The organism is Sulfuricurvum sp., assembly GCF_049277495.1.
Taxonomy (GTDB): domain Bacteria; phylum Campylobacterota; class Campylobacteria; order Campylobacterales; family Sulfurimonadaceae; genus Sulfuricurvum.
This window is the reverse complement of record NZ_JBASYM010000032.1, coordinates 1-23,003: the sequence shown is the minus strand read 5'-3', so window position 1 is coordinate 23,003 and position 23,003 is coordinate 1. Positions and strand designations below refer to the sequence as shown.

The following is a 23,003-nucleotide window of genomic DNA, read 5'->3' as shown; positions in this document are numbered from 1 at the left end:
GTTACAGAGACTGAAAAACGTAAACAGTTCAAAATCAGCGCTCGCAAAAAGATGTTAAAACGTTTGTATATGATGCGACGTTACGAATCTCGCCTGTAATCTCTTGCGCTTCGGCGCTTGGGTTACACCCTCTCAATTCCTTCAACTTTTTCTTCTGTAACAAAACCTTTACTAACCCTGTGATAAACTTAGTGTAATTATTTCTGCACAAGGCTTATGTCATGCTCTTTAGCGCACCTCTCAAAAACAATTCCAAAAAAATCATGCTATTAGGTTCCGGCGAGCTCGGAAAAGAAGTTGCGATTGAAGCGCAACGTCTCGGTATCGAAGTGATCGCCGTAGACCGCTATAAACATGCCCCGGCACATCTCGTCGCCAACCGTTCTCATGTGGTGAATATGCAAGATAAAGAGGCGGTGTTAAAAATCATCCGCAAAGAGAAACCCGATTATATTCTCCCTGAGATTGAAGCGATCAGCATTGATGCATTGTTCGCGGCAGAAGAAGAAGGGTTCTGCGTTATCCCCAATGCTGAAGCGGTCAATAAAACCATGAATCGCAAAAATATCCGCCGTTTTGCTGCCGAAGAGTTAGGACTTAAAACAAGCCGTTATCATTTTGTGAGTACGTATGAAGATATGTGCAGTGCGGCGGAAGATGTCGGATTCCCGTGTGTTATCAAACCGGTCATGAGTTCTTCCGGGCATGGACAAAGTGTAGCGAGAAGCCCTTTTGATCTGGAACAATCGTGGGAAATTGCCAAAGAAGCGCGCGGGGATGCAAGCGAGCTGATCGTCGAAGAGTTTATCCGTTTCGATTACGAGATTACTTTGCTAACGGCTCGTAACGGAGTCGAGACGGTATTTTGTGAGCCGATCGGACACATTCAGAAAGACGGCGACTATATCTACAGCTGGCAGCCGATGGAAATGTCCAAAAAAGCCCTCAAACGTTCTCAAAAAATAGCAAAAGCGATTACGGACGGTTTGGGCGGAAAAGGGCTGTTCGGTGTAGAACTATTTGTGAAAGGGGATGAGGTCTATTTCAGTGAAGTGAGCCCTCGTCCGCATGATACTGGGATGGTAACCTTGATTACCCAAAGCCAAAGCGAGTTTGCGCTTCACGTTCGCGCGGTACTCGGTCTTCCTCTCGGATTTACATTTTATGGTGACGGGGCAAGTGCTGCGTTCAAATCAACAGTCGAGTCGCATGAACCGGTGATCGATGTTGCCGATGAACTTTTTGATGATAACAGTTTTGTTCGTGTATTCGGCAAACCGGAAGCACATGTCGGACGACGGATGGCGGTTGTTCTCGTTTTTGATAAAGTAAAAAAAGCGCTTAAAAAAGCGGAAAAACTGATCAAAGGGATCAAAGACGCATGAATATAGTAATCCTAGATGCACTCACCTATGGTGATACTTCGTTAGCAGGTTTTAATGAGGTAGGTGATGTGACCGTCTATCCGACAACCTCTGCGGATGAAACGTGTGATCGGGTCGCTGATATCGAGGTGATCGTCACTAACAAAGTCGTTATCAGTGATGCTGTTATGGAAGCCGCACCGAAGCTCAAACTTATTTGTGTGGCGGCGACAGGGACGAACAATATTGATCATGACGCTGCTGCAAAGCGCGGTATTACCGTCAAAAATGTGGCCGGATACTCGACCGATGCGGTAGTACAGCATACGTTTTCGATGTTATTCTATCTGATGGGGCATTCTCGTTATTATGATGAATACGTCAAAAGCGGTGCATGGCAGAATGAGGCGGTCTTCGCACACATCGGTCCTTCCTTTCATGAATTGCGCGGCAAAACCTGGGGCATTATCGGACTCGGAGAGATTGGACGCAGTGTGGCACATATAGCACGTGCATTTGGGGCAAACGTCTGTTATTACTCCACTTCGGGCAAAAATGAAAACAGTGATTTTGAAAAAACAACGCTGAGCCGTTTGATTGAAAACAGCGATATCATCTCTATTCACGCACCGCTGAACCGATCGACGGAAAATCTGATCTCGCATTCTGAGTTGCTGCAGATGAAAGACGGTGCCGTTTTACTCAATCTCGGGCGCGGCGGGATCGTCGATGAAGATGCTCTCTCGGTTATTATCGATGTCAAACCGATATACGTCGGTTTGGATGTGTTAGCCAAAGAGCCGATGAAAAAACCTCATCCTCTGTTAGCCCTCAAACATCCTGAACGTCTTTATATTACCCCGCATATCGCATGGACGTCGATTGAAGCACGTGAGCGATTGATCGCTGTGACAGTCGAAAACATCAAAACATTTGTAACAGCGTAGGTAAAACCAGCGCAATCCCCAAAAAGACAACGGATGTGGTAAACACCTCCATGGTCACGGTACGGGGAATACAGTTATAGAGGGAAGCGAGATTGACATTGGCTACTGCCAGCGGAACGATCAGTTCCAAAAACAAAATCCCTTTCACCATCGGCGACATCTCAACCATTCCTAAAACTCCGAACGCGATCAGCGGTATCAGAATAAATTTGGTCCCGTTTACCCAAGCGGTAAGACGAAAATTAATCTCCCCCAATTTGGTACCGTAGAGATAAATACCAAACAGCACCAACTGCATCGTCATCGAGGCATAGGCTCCCATCATCAGCGTTTTATCCACTGCTTCGGACGGGTGATAGCCCTCGATATTGAGGGCTATTGCTACAAGCGCTGCCCAGAGTACGGGGAGTTTTAGGATATTCATTAATGAACCGCGGACACTGAACTCGCCGCGCGAATAGTAAAACACCCCGATGGTATAAACGACGAAAACATTGACTAGATTGATGAGGGTGAGGTAGGGAACACTGACTTCACCAAACATGGCAATTCCCAAGGGAATTCCGAGATTTCCGGTGTTTCCGATCAATGCCGCAACGGTTGCAACCGAACGCTCTTTGGTGTCACTGAAGAACATACGAGAGAGAGGAATCATCAGCAATAGGGAGATGAGAGTGATGGCCAGATACAAAGACGGGGCAAAAAGCAGTTCGGTATCGATCGGGCGTTTAAGAAGCCCCCAAAAGGTCAAAAATATCTGTAGAAAATAGACACTTAAGAGGGTAATCGTACGGTCGTCGATTTTTTCTTTAAATGCCCATTTGGCACTAAAACCGACACCGATAAAGAGGTAAATACCCATAATTGAGAATAAAGTTTGCATTATCTTTTTTTGATGTGTATTGTAGCGAAAAAATTAGTATGGTTTTTTGAGTCACCGCTAACACCCCATGGGGTACAATCGCGCCAATAAGGAGTCAAACAATGGCCAAAGTATTGATTATCGGCAGTGGCGGCGCAGGCCTGGTCAGTGCATTATCGGCGAGAGAAGAGGGTGCAGAGGTAACTGTCGTCTCCAAAACTCTCCCGACGCGTTCCCAGACGTCGATGGCACAAGGGGGAATGAACGCCGTTTTAAGCGGTAACGATAGCATTGCCGATCATATAGAAGATACGCTTCGTTCGTCCGCAGGACTGGGGGATGAAAAGCGGATTACGTTTATGTGCGAAAATGCACCTGAAGCGATTAGGTGGTGTAATACTATGGGTCTGCCCTTTAGCCGTGACGAAGAGGGTGAAATCGCCCGCAGACGACTCGGCGGTGCTTCGGCACCGCGCGCGTGCTATGCGCAAGATTACACGGGTTTAAAACTGCTGCATACACTCTATGACCAGTGTTTGAAAGCCGGTGTTATATTTATGAACGAGCGATTTTTACTCAACCTGATCGTCGATGAAGGGACTAACCGCGTGTTAGGGGCTACATTCTTGCACATAGAAACGGGTGATGTAGAAGAGTTTCGTGCCGATGCAGTAATTCTTGCCACAGGAGGATATGGGGCACTCTATGGCAAACACTCCACGAATTCCGTCCAAGCGACGGGAGATGGTCTCGCCGCGGCAGTACGTGCGGGAGCAAAACTTGCCGATATGGAGTTCATCCAGTTTCACCCCACGGCACTTAAAAACTCATCCATCCTTATATCCGAGAGCGCACGCGGAGCGGGCGGACATCTTTTAAATGCCAATAAAGAGCGTTTTACCGACGAGCTTGCACCGCGCGATGTTGTAGCACGTGCCATCCATGATGAGATGAGCGCAAATGGAGCGGTTTATCTGGATATCCGCCATTTAGGGGAACATTTTATTGATCATGAACTCCCGCAAGAGCGCAAGCTGGCGCAGATCTATGAAGGAATCGATCCGGTTCATGAACTTATCCCGATCAAACCTGCCGCCCATTACAGTATGGGGGGGATCGAAGTCAATGAAGCGTGCATGAGCAGTGTTTCGGGACTCTTTGCCGTGGGTGAGTGTGCTAACCATAAAACGCACGGGGCAAACCGGCTCGGGGGGAATTCGCTCCTTGAACTCGTTGTTTATGGACGCCATTGTGCAGTTGAAGCGGTTAAATTCGCCCATAAACATCCTGTTCCCGATACGGCAAACCAGCAGTTGGCCAAAGATACGAACTTTATCCGCGGGGTGATGTATTTCACGAACCAGATCGATTTCTATCAAAAGCAGGAGATGCTCGCCAATATCTTCTATAACAATGTCGGTTTGGTACGGGATGATATGGGGCTTAAAGCCGTACTCGGGGCCATCCGCCAAATGCAAAAAGAATTGCCGTTTATGGGGCCTCGTGACAAGTCGAAAATCTGCAATACCAATCTGGTCGAATTTATCGAATTCGGGAATAAGATCGAGTTGGCGGAAATGATCGTCGTAAGCGCGATCAGCCGTGTAGAGAGCCGGGGGGCGCATTATCGTATCGATGCCCCTGCGCGAAACGACCGGATGTTCGGAGCACACACAATCACATGGAAAGAGGATGGAGTGCTATGCGCGGATTTTATACAATGACGGAAGAGATAGCTGCGTTAGGTGATGACAGATCATGGGACGATGAAAAAGAGAGTGACTGGAATGGCCGCTGTGAAGATGTCAGCGAGGAAGACGATGACGAAGAAGATGAAGAACGGGAGTGGTGCGATTGATGAATATTTCAGTTAAACGTTCAAATAACGATGAAGCCCAAATCTATAACGTAGAGTTAGAAAATGTCACGCTTCTTGCGGTACTTAATCACATTAAAACCAAACTCGACCCGACTTTGACCTATTCTCATGGATGCCGAAGCGGTGTTTGCGGAAGCTGTGCGGTTCGTGTCAATGGCCGTGAACAGCTGATGTGCGAATATAAACCGGGCGAAGGAGATGTCATTGAGCCGATTCGAAACGTTCGGGTTATCCGGGATCTGGTGGTAGACTCGAGTATCGTTGAACATTTTAATCGTGCCGCTACAGCATGGAGCGAAGGTTCGCATGAGGGGAAGGTAAGCGAAGAAGATGCCAGCCGCATTGAGACCCAAAGCGATTGTATTTTGTGTACCTTATGCTACAGCGCCTGTCCCGTATATGCCGTTAATCCTGACTTCATCGGACCTTTTGCCTTGACGCGTGTTTGGCGTTATGTCAATGATGTGCGTGAAGAGAGCAGTGCTGCGAAAATCGCGAGCGTCCAAACGAACGGAATTTGGGATTGTACACTCTGCGGCGAATGTGTCCCGGTTTGTCCTCAGAATATCGCTCCGAAACAAGACATCACGATGCTGCGGATGAAAAGTGCGATGATGGGATATCAAGACCCGAATGCCGCTATGGCTTTCGGCGGCGGACTTAGTTTTTAAAACATTAAGGTTTTAGTGTGTTATACTAACTGTTATAAAATAGTTAGGAATTAGTATGGCATCAGAACACTCTCTCGATATTTCCGCAAAAATTGATTTGCAAGCATTTAAAGACGCGATAGCACAAGCAGAAAAAGAGGTAATCGGTCGTTACGATTTTAAAGGTGTCACCTATGAAATCAACTACCGTGAAAAAGAAAAACAGCTTATTCTACTCGCATCGAGCGATAATAAGCTGGACGCTCTTAAAGATGTCGTGATTGGGAAGCTGATTAAGCGGGGTCTCTCTTCCAAAGCTCTCGAAGAACTCAAAACAGAAGACGCCAGCGGCGGATCACGTAAAGCGACCTATAAAATCGTTGATACGATCGATGCAAAAGAGGCCAAAAAGATTCAGGCTGAAATCAAAAACCTGAAAACCAAAGCCTCTGTCGCCATCGAAGGAGAACACATTCGTGTCAAATCCAAACAGATTGATGAACTCCAAAAGATTATGGCAGCGATCAAAGCAATGGAGTGGGATGCCCCACTCGTATTTGATAACTTTCGCTAAGGAGACCCGATGAGCCAGAAGCGCTACAAAGCGATTGATAAACGGCTCATAACCGAGGGGTCTCAGCTCGATTTTGACCTTTTTCTGTCCAATGATACTAAAACGTCGATGAGCCTTTTTTTACAAAGCGATACGGCAGTCGATGGCAATGCCAAAGTAAAACTCCGAGAAATCGAGACACTTTATATCAGTTCAGAAGAGGAAGAACTTTATAATGCGTATGTCTCGCGGCATCTTCAAAGTATTGCCAAAAGCACGGATATACCTACCGAGCAAAAAGCACGATTAGTCTACGAAAAAGCGGCTGAAGCGATTGACTCGATGTTTAAAAATCCCGAATCATTGGAAAATGTCAAAAACGTACAGCCGGTCGTCAATAATTTTATCGAGATTATTTTGCATGACAACAGCGCTGTCGAATCCTTGATGAAAATTACGGCACATGATTACTATACCCACACCCATTCCATCAATGTCAGTATTTATACGCTGAGTCTGGGCTCTTTTTTGGGGATATCCGGAAAAGATCTGGAAGTGCTGGGGATGGCGGCGATCTTGCATGATCTCGGCAAAAGTAAAATCGATTACGAGGTTATCAACAAAAACGGAAAACTCACCGATGAGGAGTTTAACCATATGAAGGGCCATCCGGCATTTGGACATGAGATTGCCTTGAAATTAGGGATTACGGATGAACGTATTTTAAGCGGTATCCGTCATCATCATGAAAAGGTTGAAGGGGGCGGTTATCCTGATAACCTTAAAGGGGATCAAATCAGTCAGTTTGCCCGTATTATCGGGACATGTGATGTGTTCGATGCTCTTTCGACCAAACGCTCGTATAAAGATCCGATGAGTTCATTCGAGTCTCTGCTGTTGATGAAGCAGCAGATGAAGGGGCATTTGGATATGAGTATGGTGGATGCGTTTATTAAAATGTTACGAAAACAGGTTGAAGGAAAAGAATGAAAAAGATGACGATCGCCGATGCGGCAGAGTATTTCAAAGTATCCAAAGAGGCGATCCATAACCGAATCCGACGCGGCAGTCTGGATTGCATCGTTGACAATGGGGTGAAATACGTTGCCGTCGAAGCTGCAAAAAATAACGCCGTCTCTAACAGTGTGAGTGATAATCGTTATACCCAATACATTGAACAGGAAAATGAAAGACTTCGCGGCAAAGTGGACATTCTTGAAAAAGAGACGACTCGTTTACGGGATCAGCGTGAGCAGATGCTGATCGATGAACGGATCAAAGTTGAACAGATTTATAAAGAACGCGATGCCCAGTTACGCAGTGTTTTACATGTTGTCGCGACGAAGTTTCTTTCGCATGTGAATACCGATGCCGTGATGCAAGAGGGGATGGGTGACGTTATTAATGCCGATGTTGTGAATAGTGATATCGAGGAATGGATTTCACTCAAAGCATTTCTAAAATTGAAGAGGGTCAAAGATAAAGAGAAAAAACAGATAAAAAAGCGTTTTGCTGAAGCCCTGGAAGAAGAAGATGGGCGTATCAGCGTCCGTGACGAAAAGATTTTCTTGAATCCCTCTCACTACGACTACTCGGATTTGTTACGTTTCTAACCCCTTGTTTCGCACGATTGAGATTATAAAAACAGCTTTGGCAAATCGCAAATTCGCTGTTTGGGGCTAAAGGTTTGCCGCATGTTTTGCATCGCGGGACAAAGTGGCTTTGCTGGAGTGAATTTTCAATAAACCGGTTGAGTTCTCCTCTAAAAGTCCGTGCTTTCTCCGCATCGACAAAATATTCCCCCATACGATAAGACAACCAGAGATAAAGGGATATCTCCTTGATCCGATCTTCTGCTTCTTGAAGTTCTTCCATGGAGAGAGCGTAATGTCCCAAACGCTGCGGAGGGATATAGGCGATCGGTTTTTTTTGTTCCAATGCCCTGACGTAACGTTCGAATGCCGCCATCACAAGAGGTGATGAGGTCGATAACGGTGCGGTTGCAAGGGTGTATTTGGTGCGCATGTCCAGATCATAGTGATCGATGATAGCGGAAGCCTCTTGCATCGATTCGAGGTTTGCAGCCCGAAACGGCCCTTCAAATTTCATATTTTCAACGAAAAAATCAACGATATTCGAAAGAGACTTTTCTTCCAAAATGGTGGAAACGAGCATGATATGGTCAAAATTTGCCATGACATTAAACGGCAATGCGATCGGCTCGATCGGTTTGGTGAACAGTGTTGAGATAGTTTTGAGGACATCACTAGTGAGGGCGCCGACGTATCCTTTTTCGCTTAGGCCATACCGCCCCGCGCGACCTGAAATCTGACGTACTTCGGTTGCGGTGAGATTGCGCTGATTTTGGCCGTCGAATTTGTCGGCTTTTGAAAACAGCAGCGTTTTGATGGGGAGATTCAGTCCCATGCTGATCGCATCGGTGGCAACCAGAATATCGGTTTCTCCTTCGCGGAACCGGCGCGCCTCTTCACGGCGCACTTCAGGGCTTAGGTTTCCGTAAATAACACTGGTACGATAGGTTTTGGAGAGCTGCTGTTTGAGACGCAGGGCATTGGAGCGGGTAAAGGCGATGATTGCGCTTTGCGGTTCGATAGCATCGATCGGGGTGGGAGATTTGAGCAGTTCCAGAGGATTCTTGCGCTCGAATTCGATGATTTCCAGCGGTTCTCCCAGATACTCTGCCAAGGCGATGACGGCTTCGCGGGCATTGGGTGATCCGGTCATGATAACGGTTTTCGCGGGAGCCCCGATGATGGCATTGGCCCATGCCCATCCGCGGTCCCGGTCATCGATCATCTGTACCTCATCGATGACGCAGCAATCTACTTCCGTCTCGAAGTTCAGCATCTCGATCGTAGAACTGATATGGGTGGCATCTTCATCGAGAAGCTGCTCCTCTCCGGTGATAAGTGAAGCACTGACCCCTTGCTCCCGAAGCGTTTCATACCCCTCCAATGCCAGCAACCGCAAAGGGGCGAGATAGTATCCCGTCCCAGCTTTTTTGAGCTGTTGAAACGCCGTATAGGTTTTACCGCTGTTTGTCGGGCCGGTGTGGAAAATAAGACGGCGGCGAAGAGAACGGGCGAGCGGAAAGAGGTTTTTAAAATCGCGGACTGTCCGGGCGAGGAGTGCCTGGCGTTGACGTTTGAGAAGCTCGTTTGCGATGCGCTGATCGAAAGAGAAGAGGACGCGGCGAGACGTTTTGGAACTGATATGCGGAGTATGGGTGAGGTACGGGAAAAGAAGCTCATAGACTATGCCGTAAAGGGTATCATCGCTCATCTCCAAAAGTTTGGCACGCGTGTGGCATTCCTCAATCAGATGGGAAAGCTCTTCCAGAAAAGCCCTCTCTTCATGAACACTTTGCTCTTGTACCATCGCGGTGACGGTGAGTTCTTCTTCGTTCCAGATTTGGCGGCTCAGTTCGTGCGCATCGAGATGAAGGGAGAGGGTATAGCTGAGGGGTTCTTTGCGGTGAGGGAGAGTGAGCTGTTTCTCAATCTCGATCATCAAATCCTCACTCCCGACGGAGGTGAGAGGGATATGGAGATGACGCGTACAAACATCCCGTACAATCTCGCTGCTGAGAGCCCCGTAGGTTTGGACCGAAGGGGGAGCACTTTTGAGGGTGGCAATAATCTGTTCTTTCGATAAATAACGGTGCGATGAGAGATTGAGGGAGGCTAAAAACAGATTGGTTTGCTCTTGTTTTTGAGCGGTTAGTGCCGACTTGAGCTCACTGATTTCGGGCACCAAAATTTCTAAAGCTTCCTCATGGAGCCTTTTCCCATTCAGCGGAGGCGTTTTGAGGATATGGATTTTGGTAAAAGTTTCATTATCTACATGATAGGCGATAGGGGCATAATACTCTAACGTATCATCAAAATTAAATTTTCCCTCGAGCGCTTTTTCGAGTGCTTCGCGTTTGTGGGTATATCGGATATGCTCGAGTTTCGCCGCTATTTTTTCCGGAGTGATTTTACGGGTACGGATATCGATAAATGAGGCATGCAGCGCTCTGCGCTCATCGGAAGTAATGTCGAACGATTCGAGCAGTTCGTCGATTTTCTCTTCCCGCTCATGAGGCTTCTCTTTGGGTTTCGGATTAGGGTAGGTTTTCCCCTCTTGTTTGAAAAACTCGACGATCAGTGCGCGGTTTTCGCTCTCCCCCTCCGACCACAAACGGCGGAAGGTTTTAATAAGGGTTGTTTTATCGGTTGTTCCGTTAAAAACTCCCAATGTATGGGCGAGGGCGATAAGCGATTCGGTCGGAACCCTCTCTATCCCCTCGTCAAATCCTTCATCGCCGAAAAAATGGCGGATGGATTGGTTGAGTTTGATCATTTTTTTCTTTTTTTTTGCCATAGTGTAAGTGTAGCCTAAAATCCTAAGGCTAAAGCCTTTATAGCTTTGATAAACTCTCATAAAATAACCGATGGGAAAAGAATATGGTCGATCTGAATGTCGATGAATGGACGCAGGAAGAGTATTTACGGAACAAACGCGTGTTAGAAGCAGAGGGGGTTAAAGTTCTGTTGATCGATACGATTTTAAACCCGATCAGCGGTACGGAGACACTAACGTACAGTCCTCCTCTGCTGCGTTCAGAGCCTGCCGGCAGTGTGTTTGTATTTTATTGCGACAGCGGTAAATCGTCTAAAGAGCGTCTCAAAGAGTTTAGAGCTAAATTTCCCGATCATGTTTGTATCAGTTTGCGGGGTGGGAGAGGGTATTGGCGCAAGAACTTACGGGTATAACAAAAGCGTGCGAAGCGTTTGTTTGCTCAATCACAGAGGAGCGCTATTACGATGCTCACGAGGATTTGGAACAGATATGGTATCTTCGCCGTTTTGAGGATGATGATGAGATACGGCTATGGAAAGGGTTTATTAACGCGGCGGTGAGTTTTGAACTGATCGCACGGGGACGGCCGAATCCTTCGATGATAGCGTGGGGTACTTATCTTAAATACCGACCTCTGCTGGAGACCCTTGTTACTCCCCATAAAGAACTCTACGTTAAAATAACGCAAATATTAGAACGACAGCGAGGTTATTTATGTCCCAGTTCTTAGATGCAATGGCATTTCGTCATGCCTGCAAAGTGTTCGATACCGAAAAGCAAATCCCGGCTGAGGAATTCGACTCCCTTTTGGAAGTGGCCCGTACTTCCCCTTCTTCTTTTGGAATGGAGCCGTGGCGGCTGATTGTCGTCCGCAATGAGAAGCTGCGTAAAGCGCTTAAACCTTCATGCTGGAACCAAAGCCAGATTACCGATTGTTCCGAACTCATCGTTTTCACGACCGATAATAATGTCGTCCGAAGCGGAACACCCTATGTCCGCAAAATGTTTGAACGGCGCGGATTATCTGCCGAGATGGTGGACACTTATATGGGTGTGTATAAAAACTATCTCGCCGATATCGAGAACGATGAACTGTTATTGGAAAATTGGACAGCAAAGCAGTGTTATATCGCAGCGGCTAATATGATGACCTACGCGGCAACCCTCAAAATCGACAGCTGCCCGATCGAAGGGTTCGATAAAGAAGAGGTTGAAGCGATCCTCGACCTCCCGGAGGGACGATATGTCGCCCTGCTTTGTGCATTCGGATACCGCGTGAATCCTCAAAGCGAGCAAAAACGGCTTCCGATAACACAAATCGTAGAGTATCGCTAAAGGAGATCGGATGTTGACACAAGTAGAAAAATATACGGAACTGGCAGCCCAATACACAACAGAGTACGGGATTAAGATATTAGGGTCTCTCCTTATCTTTTTGATCGGGCGATGGGTTTCGGGAAAAGTCGTCGCGCTGATTAAAAAAGCGATGGACAAAGCGAAAGTCGATCCGACGCTCGTTTCGTTTGCAGTGAATGCAACTTATGTTGCGCTGATTATTCTGGTCATCATTGCGGCGATCAGCAATCTCGGTGTCGAAACGACATCGTTTGTCGCCATATTCGGTGCCGCAGGGCTTGCCATCGGTTTGGCGCTCAAAGATACCCTTTCGAATGTCGGTGCCGCCGTATTGATCATCTTTTTTCGCCCTTTTAAAGTGGGTGATTTTATCGAAGCATCAGGGGTTATGGGGAATGTGAAATCCATGAACCTTTTTTCAACGACATTGACCACCGCCGATAACCGCTCGATTATTATCCCTAACGGTGCTTTGATTGCGGGGAATATCATCAATTACACCGGCAATGAAAAACGCCGCATCGATTTGGTGTTTGATATTGACTATAAAGATGATTTAAAACTCTCCAAAGAGGTTGTACTGAATGTCCTTCTCTCTCATCCGAACGTACTTTCCGAACCTGCTCCCATTGTCGTTGTCGGAGCATTGGCAGATAACTCGGTACAGCTTTACGCCAGACCGTGGGTTCCGGTCGATCTTTACTGGGATGTAATGTTTGAAATCACCGAATCGGTCAAGCTGGCATTTGATGCCAACAATATTTCGATTCCCTTTCCTCAAATGGATCTGCATGTGCGAAGAGGGGAATTATGATTCGCTCTTTCACGTCGATCATAATCCTCACAGCAGCAGGATGGGGGGCAAATGTATGCCCGACTCCGGAGAAAGACGGGGAGATCGTTACCCACAGTGAACTCTCGTATATCAATACGAAAGGCAACACGGATACGACCTCCCTCGCCTTTGAAGGAAATGCTAAAACCACGCTGGAGAAGCATGTCTTTAGGGCTCATGCCGATGCATACCGTTCTACCAACAGCGGCAGTGTCAGCAAGAATAAGTGGTCATCGGAACTCAATTACGATTACCAGTGGGATGAAGTCTACTCGCTAAACTATATGATCGGGTACAAACAAGACAGCTTTAGCGGATTTGATTATCAGGCCTATACCGGGCCCGGTGTCGGAGCAAAAGTGATTGATTGCTCGGAACATAACCTCGATCTGCAAGCCAACCTTTTGTATGCGCAGGACAAGCCGAGCGAACTCCCATCCGAGAGTTATTTTTCGAGTAAAATAGGTGGGATCTATAAATGGCAGATTCAAGAGACATTAAAATTGATTCAAGAAGCGACGTATCGCGTTAATCTGGAAGAGACCCGGAATTACTTTTTTTACAGCAAAACAGGGATTGAAAATAAGATTAATAGCTCTCTTTCTATGGGGGTAAGCTATAAAATCGATTACGTTAATACTCCGCCCCCTCCGTCTGTTTCGACAGACCGGACATTTCTGGTCTCTTTGATTATCGATTATTAACGAGAGACTTGATTCTTAGCCGCGTAGAGCCGAAAGGCGATTCCTGCGGCGAGTGCCGCAACGGCACCTCCCGCAAACAGATAAGCGGGAGTATACTGATAGAGTACTCCTGAACCTACCGCCCCTATAAACCCACCCAAACCGTACGATATTCCAAAGAAAAACTGTTGAGAGAGCCGCCGTGCGCTGTAGAGATGAAATAAAATCGCGATGGAGGCAGAGTGGAAAAGGGCAAAACTGAAGGCGTGAAGACTTTGTGATGCAAACAGCAGAAGGGTAGAGTCGGGGAAAAGAGCCACAATACTCCATCGTAAGACGGTGATAAAAGCGGTGATCTGGAGTATAGTGAGAAGATTCCGGCGCAGCAGAGGACCTTGAAAATAGAACATGATAATCTCCGCGATGACCCCGAAACTCCAGAGCCAAACGGTGGTTTCCAAAGGGACACCGTGATCAGTGGCATAGATCGTAAAAAAGTTGTAAAACGGACCGAAACTGACCTGCATCAGAAAAAAACCGATCCACAAAGGGATATGATTAATAACGGAAAATCGGCACGATTCTTCACCCGGCAGACATTCCGAAGAGGAGGTAAGCCTTTGTCTGAATCCGATAATGGCTCCGAAGAGAAGTGTGGTCAATGCCATAGAAATTAAAAAATCGATTCCGATATAGGGGGTTGTGAGAAATTTGACCAAGACTAACGCAACCGCGATAAATCCGAATGAGCCAAAGAGGCGGATACGGCCGTAGCGCTCTTTGCCGATCCTCTCGAGCGCAATCACTTCAATGTAGGGCAATACCAGAGATATTCCGATCCCAAAGAGGATATTGACCCCCAGAAGAGGATAAAAGTGCGTGAGTGCGGGATAAAATCCTCCCGCACCCAAGGCCATTAAGAAGAGCGCGGTAAAAAAAGTCCGCTGACCCAGCCGAAATCCTTTGAGAAAGAGAAACGGCATGGCAAAGCGTACCAGCGGTGCAGAGGCCAGAACAATACCGATATGAAGCGGATCATAGCCGACCATTGCAAGAATCTTGGGGACAAAAATGACATGGACCCCTATCAGGGCAAAATAGAAGAAATAAAATGAGGCAATTAAAGCAGACACGTTTAGTGGGCGCGGATAACGGCAGTGCCGCTTAGGAGATCATGAAGGGAGCGTTTGTCTTTGCGCAATAGCCCGATAAAGAAACCGATCAGTGTAATCAGGGAGATAAAGTAACCGATAAAACGGAGGGAGAGTCTCCAATAGGATGCATTTTCAAGAGTTTTGGCATCTACCACACGTATACGGGCGAGCTTTTTCCCGGGAGTCTGGCCGCTGGCATGCCAGAACCATACATAGGTAGTGAGAAAGAGCGCTATTTGCAAGATCGAAGCGATCGGATTCGGGGGATTCGTGTGGGCTTTTGGATCATTGACAATAACATCCAAACCGCTGGCCGTATGTATCTGATCATAGCCGAAAAACATCATCATCAACAGTGAAATCGGCAAACCGATCATAAAAATATCCGTGAGAAATCCCAAAGCACGCGGCCAAAAAGGGGCGTAGTCTATTTTAATTTTAGCGGACTGGGGTTGATGCTGTCTCTTTGTTTTTAGGGTTCGCCATCTCATGGTGATATTTTAGCTAGTTACAAATTAAAGTGCACCAGTGCACTGAGCCTTCTGCTGAAGAATACTTAGCGTTAGCGTAGCTGTAGGGATTTTATTCCTATGGCGTTAAAAATTAGTGCGAGATATAACGTTATTACTGTTTGTTTACTAATTTGTTTCATAATTCAACTATCCCAATTGACAGCAGCAAGTCAAGGGAGAAGTTTTTTTCATCACTCACTCCTTAAGTTTCGAAGCATCGGCAAGACCTCCTTACTTGCCGGGTCTATCTCCCTAACAAATACGTTATCAATCAATCATTATTTGCCTCAATGAGGCAGCCGCATGTCTATTATCGGCCTGTGAAGATCAAAATTTTATTCGGATTAAATTAAAAACGGCAATAACAAAGCCGCTAACACGCAAAGCGCGTTAACGTTTGATGCCGAGAAGAGTTTCGAGAAGGGTATCGGATGTCGTAATCGTTTTGGCATTTGCCTGATATCCGCGCTGAATAATGATCAGATTGGTCAGCGATTTCGATAAATCGACATTGGACGCTTCGAGCGATGATGCTTGCATAAATCCGCGTCCAGCTGTTGCGGCTGTTCCGATAATCGGGTCCCCGGAGTTGGCCGATTGCAAATAAACGTTCCCGCCATCACTGACAAGCCCTTCATTATTTGCAAATTTTGCCATTCCGATTTGCGCTAGACCGAAGGAGCGACCGTTAGAGAAAGATCCTACCAGTGTACCGCTTTGATCGATTCGGATTCCGACCAGGTCACCGCCGGGGAAACCGTCTTGTGAAATACCGCTGGTACCGGATGGATTGTCAAAACTGGTGATACCGTCAAATCCGTTGATCGTACCGAAATTCAAGTTAATCGACTGATTCGGTGTCGAGCCGTTGTTTCCGGTAAAATCGATGGCCGGAACACTGTATCCTGCTAACGCACCGGTTGTGTCGAACGTAATCAATCCGGCAGGATTAAGGATGTTTTCGTACGGTGCGACTCCCCCGATATCGGCGGGTTTTGGAACCGAAACGGTATAGCTCCAGGTTACACCGGCAGTGGCACTGCTGGATTGTTTGCGAAAATCGATTTTGAGGGTATGTTTACTTCCCAGTGAGTCAAAGACATCAATACTCGCAGAGTGTGTTGCCGCGTTGACGGCCTGGGATTGTTTTGCGGAAGTTGATCCGGCCACAATATTACCGCCGAGCGTTAGAAAGTTAGAGGTAAAAATATCATTTTTGACGGTGGCGGCATCGGTAATACCGGCAACATTGATACTCAGGTCGGTTGCACCCGCTGCATTGGAGATTTGAAGTTTACCTTGAGCATTGTAGGTAACCGTGGCGCCTACCGAAGTTCCCGGGTTGAGGACATTCGCCGTCGTCCAGTCGGTTATCGCAAGCTGTAAATCTTTGGTGCTGTTAAAATAATAGACATCTGCGTTGGTAGAGGCGGCGCCGCTGGTTTGCGCAGGAGGCACTGCCCCTCCGGCTACGCCGGTACCGGTAGTCGTAACATCCGCAAGCGTACTGGTATAGCGAAACTCGGCATAAGTGACCCCTCCGTCAGTACTGATAAAAATACCGTCTCCGCCGGTACCCGGAACAGTGCCGGTCGCAGAGGTAAGAGAGAAAGCCTGACCGCTGGCATTAAACATGACACCCATGTCTTCACCGTTGATCGGTACGGGCATTCCGTTCGTATTAATAGGAACCCCGGCCGCATCTGTTTCATAGGTCGGCGAATATTGAGTGATCAACGTACTGGCGCTCAGATTCGCTTTAACGACAACTTCGGAGCTCGGCTGAGCCGGTGTAGTCAGTCCCGGCGGGATTTGGATATTGCTGATCGGTGCCGTTGAATCGACAAGTCCGGTATCTAAATCGCGAGACCAGCCTTGGACGATAAAGCCGTTGTTATCGACGAAATTTCCGGCCGCATCAAATTTAAAGTCACCGGAACGGCTGTATTTATAGGTATTCCCGCCATCAGGAGAAACGATGAAAAATCCGTCCCCTTGAATAGCGACGTCGGTATTTTTATCGGTATTTTGAATGGACCCTTGTGAATGGATCCGTGTGATGGAGTTTATGCTTGTTCCCAATCCGACTTGAACGGCATTTTTTCCGCCCAGTGATCCTTGCGGAGCTGTCGCGATCTGATTCGTCTGGGCGAGTAAATCGGAAAAATTGGCACGTGAATACTTGTAACCGATCGTGTTAACGTTAGCGATGTTATTCGATTCAACGTCCATGGCAATCTGGTGTGACTGCAATCCGGTGACGCCTGCGAAAAGTGATTTCAACATGATATGTCCTTTTTATGACAAAGTAAAAATTATAAGCAAAATATGTACCAAAACCTATCGGTGCATTTGCAACGCTTTTTGAATCATCTCATCTACCGTAGTAATTGTTTTAGAATTGGCCTGATAGGCACGCTGGCTTACGATCATTTCGGTTAATCCGACATCCATCCGGACATTTGACCCTTCTAAGGCACCGCTTCGAACGGTTGCCCCCGTAATCGTGTTTCCGTTTGCGTCCGTCCAAAATAGAGGTTTGCCGCTGTTGGACGTTTCAGCATAATACGTTCCGCCGTCACGGTTCAGTCCTTGGTCGTTTTGAAAGTGGTATACCGCAATACGGCCGATAGCGCTTTGGCGGCCGTTGGAAAAATCGGCGACGATAACGCCATTGGCATTGATACCGTATTTTGTCAGCGTACCCCCCGATACTCCGTTTGAACGCGATGATCCGCTGACACCGACACCGTCGATAGAAATGACTCCGCTGTAAGCCGTTCCCAAATCTACCGCAACCGGTGTCCCGTCGTTATCCATTGAGGTGATGTTAAAGCTGCTGAGATCGCCTGCAGAACCGAAGACGGCCTGCCCGTTTTGGGTATCGTAAACGACACTTCCGTCATTGGAAGTTACCGTTGCAACCACATCCCAGGAGACTCCCTCCGAAGGCTGAACGGCACTTTGGGTAAAGGTGAGTTTGAGCCGGTTGTTTTCGTTTTTTCCACTGATGACGTCGGCACTGATCGTACGTGTCTCATTGGCAATACCGAGATTTCCGAAAAACGTTGTTTGGGTCGTTGCTTCTACCGGATAAGCAAGACGTGTCGGGAATTCAAGGAGACCTTGACTGCTGACTCCTCCCAGTTCGGCGTCGTTGGTCGGATTATTGAGGACGAATGCGCCAACGGCACCGTTGCTCTCTTGATCTCCGTAATCAAATGCGCCATTGTAGGCAAAGTTCGTGAGCATCGTTCCGGTGACAAACTGTCCATCGGCCGTCACTAGGCGATCGGTAGAGGAGTTTACGTCTCCGTTTACTTTTTGGTACGTATCAAAAGCAAAACTGCCATCACGGGTATAGGCCATTTGATTGTTCGCTGTGACACCGAACCATCCGTTTCCTTCAAGAGCGAGATCATTGAAGCGATCGGAGGGCATAAGGGAGCCTTGTGTAAATTGAAAACTGGTTGCCTGCAGTTTTGTACCATAGCCGACATCATTGGAAGTCGGGGTATTGCCGACTGTGATCACTTTACTAAAAAGGTCGGCAAACTCTGCTGATGCGCTTTTGTATGCAGTCGTGGAGATATTGGACAAATTATCTGAAATAACATCCATTCCATACTGATTGGTCTGCATTCCTGATATGGCTGCATAATATCCCTGTGTCATGATCAGCCTCCCGTAATCTCTTTAATCGTGCTAAAGTCAACATAGCTTGATCCGAGTTTAGCGTACGTTTTACCGCTGTCAAATTTGATCGATTCAATCGGATAGAGGCCGACACGGGATGTGGCTGTCGTCCCGTCCGTTTTCGTGTAGGTTGATTCTGCATAATAGATTCCGGCATCCAAAGGAACATTGTTGTTATTCGTACCATCCCAGCTGTATTGGGCGACGCCTGCATTGGTCGCACCGATCGGCATCGTTTTGAGGATATTCCCATTGACATCCATAATATTGACATTTCCGCTAGTGGCGTCATTCGGAAAGTAGATTTGGAAATCGCTGGTGGAACCTTCTTCCAAAACGATTGCATTGCTTCCCGTGTCGGCAATTTTTCCGATCGCGGAAATGCCGGAGTATTGCATGGACGAAGTGAGCGAAGCGGCTAAGGCTTCGAGCGCTTTGTTCGTATTTTCAGAGGATTCCAATGTCGCAAGCTGGGATGTCTGCGTCAATATTTTTTCACTGTCCATCGGAGAGGTCGGATCCTGGTATTTGAGCTCCAGTAAGAGGAGTTTCAAAAAGTCGTCTTTTCCTAACGTACCGTTGGGGTTGGTCGTACTGGACGACGCTGTGGTTGTAGTTGAACTGGTTACCGTATTGCCATATGCATCGATTGCCATAATAATCTCCTTGGTTTGGTTTACGCGTAATGCGGAATGATGATTTCAAGAGCACTTAAATGCTCGCCGTTTAGCTCGATATCTTTGAGCGACTCATAAGCCCTGAACCGATTTTGCTGCTGCTGCTGATTTTGCTGCTGCTGTCCCGGGTTTTGGTTTTGTCCATCCCCGCCGGACATAAAGTTCATTGTCGCGTTGCTAATACCCTGGCTTGCCAATTGGGCTTTAAGTTCCGTTGCATTGTGCGCTAAAAATGCGACGCTGTTCGTATTGGCGGATTGAATATTGACATGGACATTATTGCCGCGCTGAACCAGCGTTACTTCGACTTCCCCGAGCTTTTCAGGATTAAGGGTCATTGATAAACGGGTAAACGGAGGTTTGTAGCTATCGACTGCTTCTTTCAGATCCGTCGCAAAATAACGCATGCTTTGTGCCGCTTCTTTGGTTTTGACTTCCAATGCATCGGCTTTTGGTGCTTGGTGTGTTTTCGTCATATCGGCATCATTTTTAGTGTTGGAACCACTTTTAATCTCTTCTTCTTTTGGAGGCTCGCCTTTTAACAGGCTGATGAGTCCATCGGTTTTGGCAGATACATTTACCTTTGCCTCTGCCGGTTTGGAGGAAATATCTTTCGTTGACAGATCCGCTGCGGGTACTTCTGCCGATTTGTCAAGTGTCTGGAGAAGGGCTGAGAGAGGTTGTTTGTGCTCACTTTCTTTTCGGAGGACATCCCCTTTCATTTCTGCTTTAAATACGTCATTTTTTGAATTTGTTGCGGCAACTTCGCTTTTTGGCGCGCTTTTCGATCCGTTTTCTTTGCTTTTTATCTCACTCAGAAGTTGAGAAATGGCTTCAGATGTCGGGCTAGAAGGGGTAGCCGTGACCGGAGCTGTCGTTAACGCTTTCATCTCCAAAAGCGGCTTAGAGAGGAGTTCCGGAGTAAAAACTGTCTGTTCTGAAGGTTGGGTAAACAGAGTGGAGAGGGTAATGCTTTGAGGGTTGAGCCCCATTTTGTCCGCAAGCTGAACTAGCCCGAGCAGTGTTTTCGGAAGGGTTTTCGGATCGGCTTTGTATTCGGGTGCCTTAGATGCGATTTCATTTTTCAGATAATCTTTGGCACGGTTGATCATCGTGCGGACTTGATCACTGCTGAGGCCCTCTAAAAGCACTTTTGAAAATAGAGTATTTTCGGGAGTATTTTCCTGCGGTTGGTCATTGCCGGATAGAAGCTGTTGAAGGGAAGATTTGTCTTGCGCTTTTTTGGGATCGATAACGGTAGTGAACGATTTAGAGGAATCGGTCCGGGGATTGAGTGTTTTGGACGTTTCTGCTTTTTCATTGCTATTGGTGACAAGCGCTTTTGTTAAATCCGTTTTAGGATTATTTTTGTCTGCCGTGAGAGACAGGAGAAGCTTGGAAAACATATCATTGCTTTTGGTGCTGCTCTTTTTTTGTGTGCCGCCGAGCAACTCGATTAAGGAAGCTTGTCCTTTCGTCTCTTTGCTTTGAATGATCATAGGTGATCCTTATAGGCACACTGCAGGTGCCCTTTTATTATTTAAAGTAAATATAGAAAGCAAAAAATATTCCACTAATGAAAGTCAACAAATGGTAATAGTATTGTTGTGTCTTAACATTTCCTTAACCTTATGTGAGATATAATCCGCGAAAATCTTTGCCCTATCTAAAAGGACAGCAATGCAAAAAATTCGTAATATCGCCGTAATCGCGCACGTTGACCACGGTAAAACGACTCTAGTTGACGGATTGCTCAAGCAATCTGGAACATATGGCAGCCACGAACAAGTGAATGAAAGAGCTATGGACTCTAACGCCCTTGAAAAAGAGCGCGGGATCACCATTCTTTCTAAAAACACTGCGATTCGCTACGGCGATCACAAAATTAACGTTATCGATACTCCGGGCCACGCCGACTTCGGTGGAGAAGTTGAGCGTGTTTTGAAAATGGTTGACGGTGCGTTGATCCTTGTCGATGCGTATGAAGGTGTTATGCCTCAAACTAAATTTGTTGTTAAAAAAATGTTAGCGCTTGGACTCAAGCCAATCGTTGTTATTAACAAAATCGACAAACCTTCCGCTGATCCTGAGCGCGTAGTGGACGAAGTATTCGACCTTTTCGTAGCAATGGACGCAACGGAAGATCAGCTTGATTTCCCAATCATCTATGCAGCAGCGCGTGATGGTATGGCGAAACTAAATATGACTGACCCTGATGGCGATTTCACGTGTTTGTTCAACACCATCCTAGAAAAAGTGCCTGAACCTACCGGTGACCCTGAGAACCCGACACAATTACAAGTTTTCACATTGGACTACGATAATTATGTTGGTAAAATCGGTATTGCCCGTATCTTCAACGGACGCATTTCAAAAGGGGATAATATCCTCCTTGCAAAAGCTGACGGCGAAATGGTTAAGGGTAAAATCTCTAAACTTATCGGATTTATGGGTCTTAACCGTATGGAGATCCAAACGGCTGAAGCAGGTGACATCGTTGCCGTTGCCGGTATCGAAACGGTAGACGTAGGGGACACTATCTGTGATCCGCAAAATCCTATGCCGCTTGATCCGATGCACATCGAAGAGCCTACCTTGACCGTTGTTTTCTCGGTTAATGACTCTCCCCTTGCAGGTCAAGAGGGTAAACACGTTACGGCAAACAAAATCCGTGAGCGTCTAGAAGCGGAAATGAACACCAACGTAGCAATGCGTTACGAAACGGTTGGAGAAGGTAAATTTATCGTTTCCGGTCGTGGTGAGCTTCAAATTACGATTCTTGCTGAAAATATGCGCCGTGAAGGTTTCGAGTTCGGTATCGGACGTCCTGAAGTTATCGTAAAAGAGATCGAAGGGGTCAAATGTGAACCGTTCGAGCATCTCGTTGTTGACCTTCCGGCTGACAATGCAGGTACGATCATCGAGCGTCTTGGCCGCCGTAAAGCGGAAATGACAGCGATGGTACCGATGGGTGAGGGCTTTACACGCGTAGAGTTCGAAATTCCTGCACGTGGTTTGATCGGTTTCCGCGGCCAGTTCTTGACCGATACTAAAGGTGAGGGTGTAATGAATCACTCGTTCCTTGAGTTCCGTCCTTATACCGGAAGCGTTGAGAGCCGCCAATACGGAGCGTTGATCTCTATGGAAGACGGTGTTGCGTTGGCGTACTCATTGTTCAACCTCCAAGATCGCGGTGTCCTTTTCGTAGCTCCTCAAACGAAAGTATACAAAGGGATGATCATCGGTGAGCATAGCCGTACGAATGATCTCGATGTAAACCCGATTAAAGGAAAAGCACAATCAAACGTCCGTTCTTCTGGAGCAGACGAAGCGATTAAACTTGTTCCGCCACGCGATATGAACCTTGAGCGTGCATTAGAGTGGATCGAAGACGATGAGCTTCTCGAAGTTACACCGGTTAGTATCCGTATCCGTAAACGTTGGTTAGATCCAAGTGATCGTAAGCGTTA

Annotated in this window: 22 protein-coding genes and 1 pseudogene; 15 read left to right on the top strand and 8 right to left on the bottom strand. The window is 47.0% G+C overall.

What is annotated here, in order from left to right; all coding sequences use genetic code 11:
- The 3 genes and pseudogenes from WAO38_RS06590 to WAO38_RS06580 all read left to right on the top strand — a co-directional run.
- Positions 1 to 99: pseudogene (locus WAO38_RS06590) on the top strand (30S ribosomal protein S21); the annotation flags it as partial.
- Positions 100 to 221: 122 nt separating this feature from the next.
- The gene (purT, locus tag WAO38_RS06585; protein ID WP_422235516.1) at positions 222 to 1,385 is read left to right on the top strand and encodes a formate-dependent phosphoribosylglycinamide formyltransferase; all 1,164 of its coding nucleotides are present in this window, start codon (positions 222 to 224) and stop codon (positions 1,383 to 1,385) included.
- On the top strand, positions 1,382 to 2,311 hold the full coding sequence (locus WAO38_RS06580; RefSeq protein ID WP_422235514.1) for a D-2-hydroxyacid dehydrogenase: 930 nt from the start codon (positions 1,382 to 1,384) through the stop codon (positions 2,309 to 2,311). The genes purT and WAO38_RS06580 overlap by 4 nt, the downstream gene beginning before the upstream one ends.
- On the opposite strand, the gene WAO38_RS06575 is transcribed toward WAO38_RS06580, so the two are convergent.
- On the bottom strand, positions 2,289 to 3,194 hold the full coding sequence (locus WAO38_RS06575) for an AEC family transporter (RefSeq protein WP_422235512.1): 906 nt from the start codon (positions 3,192 to 3,194) through the stop codon (positions 2,289 to 2,291). The two genes, WAO38_RS06580 and WAO38_RS06575, sit on opposite strands and share 23 nt — an antisense overlap.
- Before the next feature lie 101 nt (positions 3,195 to 3,295).
- Between WAO38_RS06575 and WAO38_RS06570 the strand changes: the two genes are divergently transcribed.
- Genes WAO38_RS06570 through WAO38_RS06545 form a run of 6 tightly spaced genes read left to right on the top strand, consistent with a single transcriptional unit; the run spans position 3,296 to position 7,868 of the window.
- Positions 3,296 to 4,897 carry an FAD-dependent oxidoreductase gene (locus WAO38_RS06570; RefSeq protein WP_422235510.1) on the top strand — a complete coding sequence of 534 codons (1,602 nt, stop codon included), beginning with the start codon at positions 3,296 to 3,298 and terminating at the stop codon, positions 4,895 to 4,897.
- Complete coding sequence (locus WAO38_RS06565) at positions 4,876 to 5,031, top strand: hypothetical protein (protein WP_422235508.1); 156 nt, start codon at positions 4,876 to 4,878, stop codon at positions 5,029 to 5,031. The genes WAO38_RS06570 and WAO38_RS06565 overlap by 22 nt, the downstream gene beginning before the upstream one ends.
- Positions 5,031 to 5,723, top strand: coding sequence for a succinate dehydrogenase/fumarate reductase iron-sulfur subunit (locus WAO38_RS06560; RefSeq protein WP_422235507.1), 693 nt, complete (start codon positions 5,031 to 5,033; stop codon positions 5,721 to 5,723). The genes WAO38_RS06565 and WAO38_RS06560 overlap by 1 nt, the downstream gene beginning before the upstream one ends.
- 55 nt (positions 5,724 to 5,778) lie before the next feature.
- A complete protein-coding gene (locus WAO38_RS06555; RefSeq protein ID WP_422235505.1) occupies positions 5,779 to 6,276 on the top strand; it encodes a YajQ family cyclic di-GMP-binding protein in 498 nt (165 codons plus the stop codon).
- Between the two features lie 9 nt (positions 6,277 to 6,285).
- Complete coding sequence (locus WAO38_RS06550) at positions 6,286 to 7,245, top strand: HD-GYP domain-containing protein (RefSeq protein WP_422235503.1); 960 nt, start codon at positions 6,286 to 6,288, stop codon at positions 7,243 to 7,245.
- Positions 7,242 to 7,868 (top strand): DNA-binding protein, encoded by a 627-nt coding sequence (locus WAO38_RS06545; protein ID WP_422235502.1) that lies wholly within the window; start codon positions 7,242 to 7,244, stop codon positions 7,866 to 7,868. The genes WAO38_RS06550 and WAO38_RS06545 overlap by 4 nt, the downstream gene beginning before the upstream one ends.
- Here the strand turns inward: WAO38_RS06545 and WAO38_RS06540 are convergent.
- Positions 7,798 to 10,641, bottom strand: coding sequence for a helicase-related protein (locus tag WAO38_RS06540; protein WP_422235500.1), 2,844 nt, complete (start codon positions 10,639 to 10,641; stop codon positions 7,798 to 7,800). The genes WAO38_RS06545 and WAO38_RS06540 overlap by 71 nt on opposite strands.
- 83 nt (positions 10,642 to 10,724) lie before the next feature.
- Here WAO38_RS06540 and WAO38_RS06535 point away from each other — a divergent pair, with 83 nt between their 5' ends.
- Genes WAO38_RS06535 through WAO38_RS06515 form a run of 5 tightly spaced genes read left to right on the top strand, consistent with a single transcriptional unit; the run spans position 10,725 to position 13,515 of the window.
- Positions 10,725 to 11,033: a hypothetical protein gene (locus WAO38_RS06535; protein WP_422235498.1), complete on the top strand. Its 309-nt coding sequence runs from the start codon at positions 10,725 to 10,727 to the stop codon at positions 11,031 to 11,033.
- Positions 11,009 to 11,350, top strand: coding sequence for a DUF309 domain-containing protein (locus WAO38_RS06530; RefSeq protein WP_422235497.1), 342 nt, complete (start codon positions 11,009 to 11,011; stop codon positions 11,348 to 11,350). The genes WAO38_RS06535 and WAO38_RS06530 overlap by 25 nt, the downstream gene beginning before the upstream one ends.
- Positions 11,335 to 11,955 carry an NAD(P)H-dependent oxidoreductase gene (locus WAO38_RS06525; protein WP_422235495.1) on the top strand — a complete coding sequence of 207 codons (621 nt, stop codon included), beginning with the start codon at positions 11,335 to 11,337 and terminating at the stop codon, positions 11,953 to 11,955. The genes WAO38_RS06530 and WAO38_RS06525 overlap by 16 nt, the downstream gene beginning before the upstream one ends.
- A gap of 10 nt (positions 11,956 to 11,965) precedes the next feature.
- Positions 11,966 to 12,790, top strand: coding sequence for a mechanosensitive ion channel family protein (locus WAO38_RS06520; RefSeq protein WP_422235493.1), 825 nt, complete (start codon positions 11,966 to 11,968; stop codon positions 12,788 to 12,790).
- Complete coding sequence (locus WAO38_RS06515) at positions 12,787 to 13,515, top strand: DUF481 domain-containing protein (RefSeq protein ID WP_422235491.1); 729 nt, start codon at positions 12,787 to 12,789, stop codon at positions 13,513 to 13,515. Before WAO38_RS06520 ends, WAO38_RS06515 begins: the two co-directional genes overlap by 4 nt.
- On the opposite strand, the gene WAO38_RS06510 is transcribed toward WAO38_RS06515, so the two are convergent.
- From WAO38_RS06510 to WAO38_RS06485, 6 genes are all read right to left on the bottom strand, one after another.
- Positions 13,512 to 14,627, bottom strand: a complete 1,116-nt coding sequence (locus tag WAO38_RS06510) for an MFS transporter (protein ID WP_422235490.1) — start codon at positions 14,625 to 14,627, stop codon at positions 13,512 to 13,514. The genes WAO38_RS06515 and WAO38_RS06510 overlap by 4 nt on opposite strands.
- A 2-nt stretch (positions 14,628 to 14,629) precedes the next feature.
- A complete protein-coding gene (locus WAO38_RS06505) occupies positions 14,630 to 15,139 on the bottom strand; it encodes an RDD family protein (RefSeq protein ID WP_422235488.1) in 510 nt (169 codons plus the stop codon).
- A 411-nt stretch (positions 15,140 to 15,550) separates the two neighbouring features.
- A complete protein-coding gene (locus tag WAO38_RS06500) occupies positions 15,551 to 17,446 on the bottom strand; it encodes a flagellar hook-basal body complex protein (RefSeq protein ID WP_422235486.1) in 1,896 nt (631 codons plus the stop codon).
- Positions 17,447 to 17,500: 54 nt separating this feature from the next.
- Positions 17,501 to 18,835: a flagellar hook-basal body complex protein gene (locus tag WAO38_RS06495; protein WP_422235484.1), complete on the bottom strand. Its 1,335-nt coding sequence runs from the start codon at positions 18,833 to 18,835 to the stop codon at positions 17,501 to 17,503.
- Between the two features lie 2 nt (positions 18,836 to 18,837).
- Positions 18,838 to 19,512 carry a flagellar hook capping FlgD N-terminal domain-containing protein gene (locus WAO38_RS06490; RefSeq protein ID WP_422235482.1) on the bottom strand — a complete coding sequence of 225 codons (675 nt, stop codon included), beginning with the start codon at positions 19,510 to 19,512 and terminating at the stop codon, positions 18,838 to 18,840.
- Between the two features lie 20 nt (positions 19,513 to 19,532).
- Entirely contained in the window at positions 19,533 to 21,032 is a 1,500-nt protein-coding gene (locus tag WAO38_RS06485; RefSeq protein WP_422235480.1) for a flagellar hook-length control protein FliK, read from the bottom strand.
- Positions 21,033 to 21,213: 181 nt separating this feature from the next.
- On the opposite strand from WAO38_RS06485, the gene typA reads away from it, so the two are divergent.
- Positions 21,214 to 23,003: translational GTPase TypA (gene typA / locus WAO38_RS06480; RefSeq protein ID WP_422235478.1), on the top strand; the 1,790-nt coding region annotated here is incomplete at its 3' end.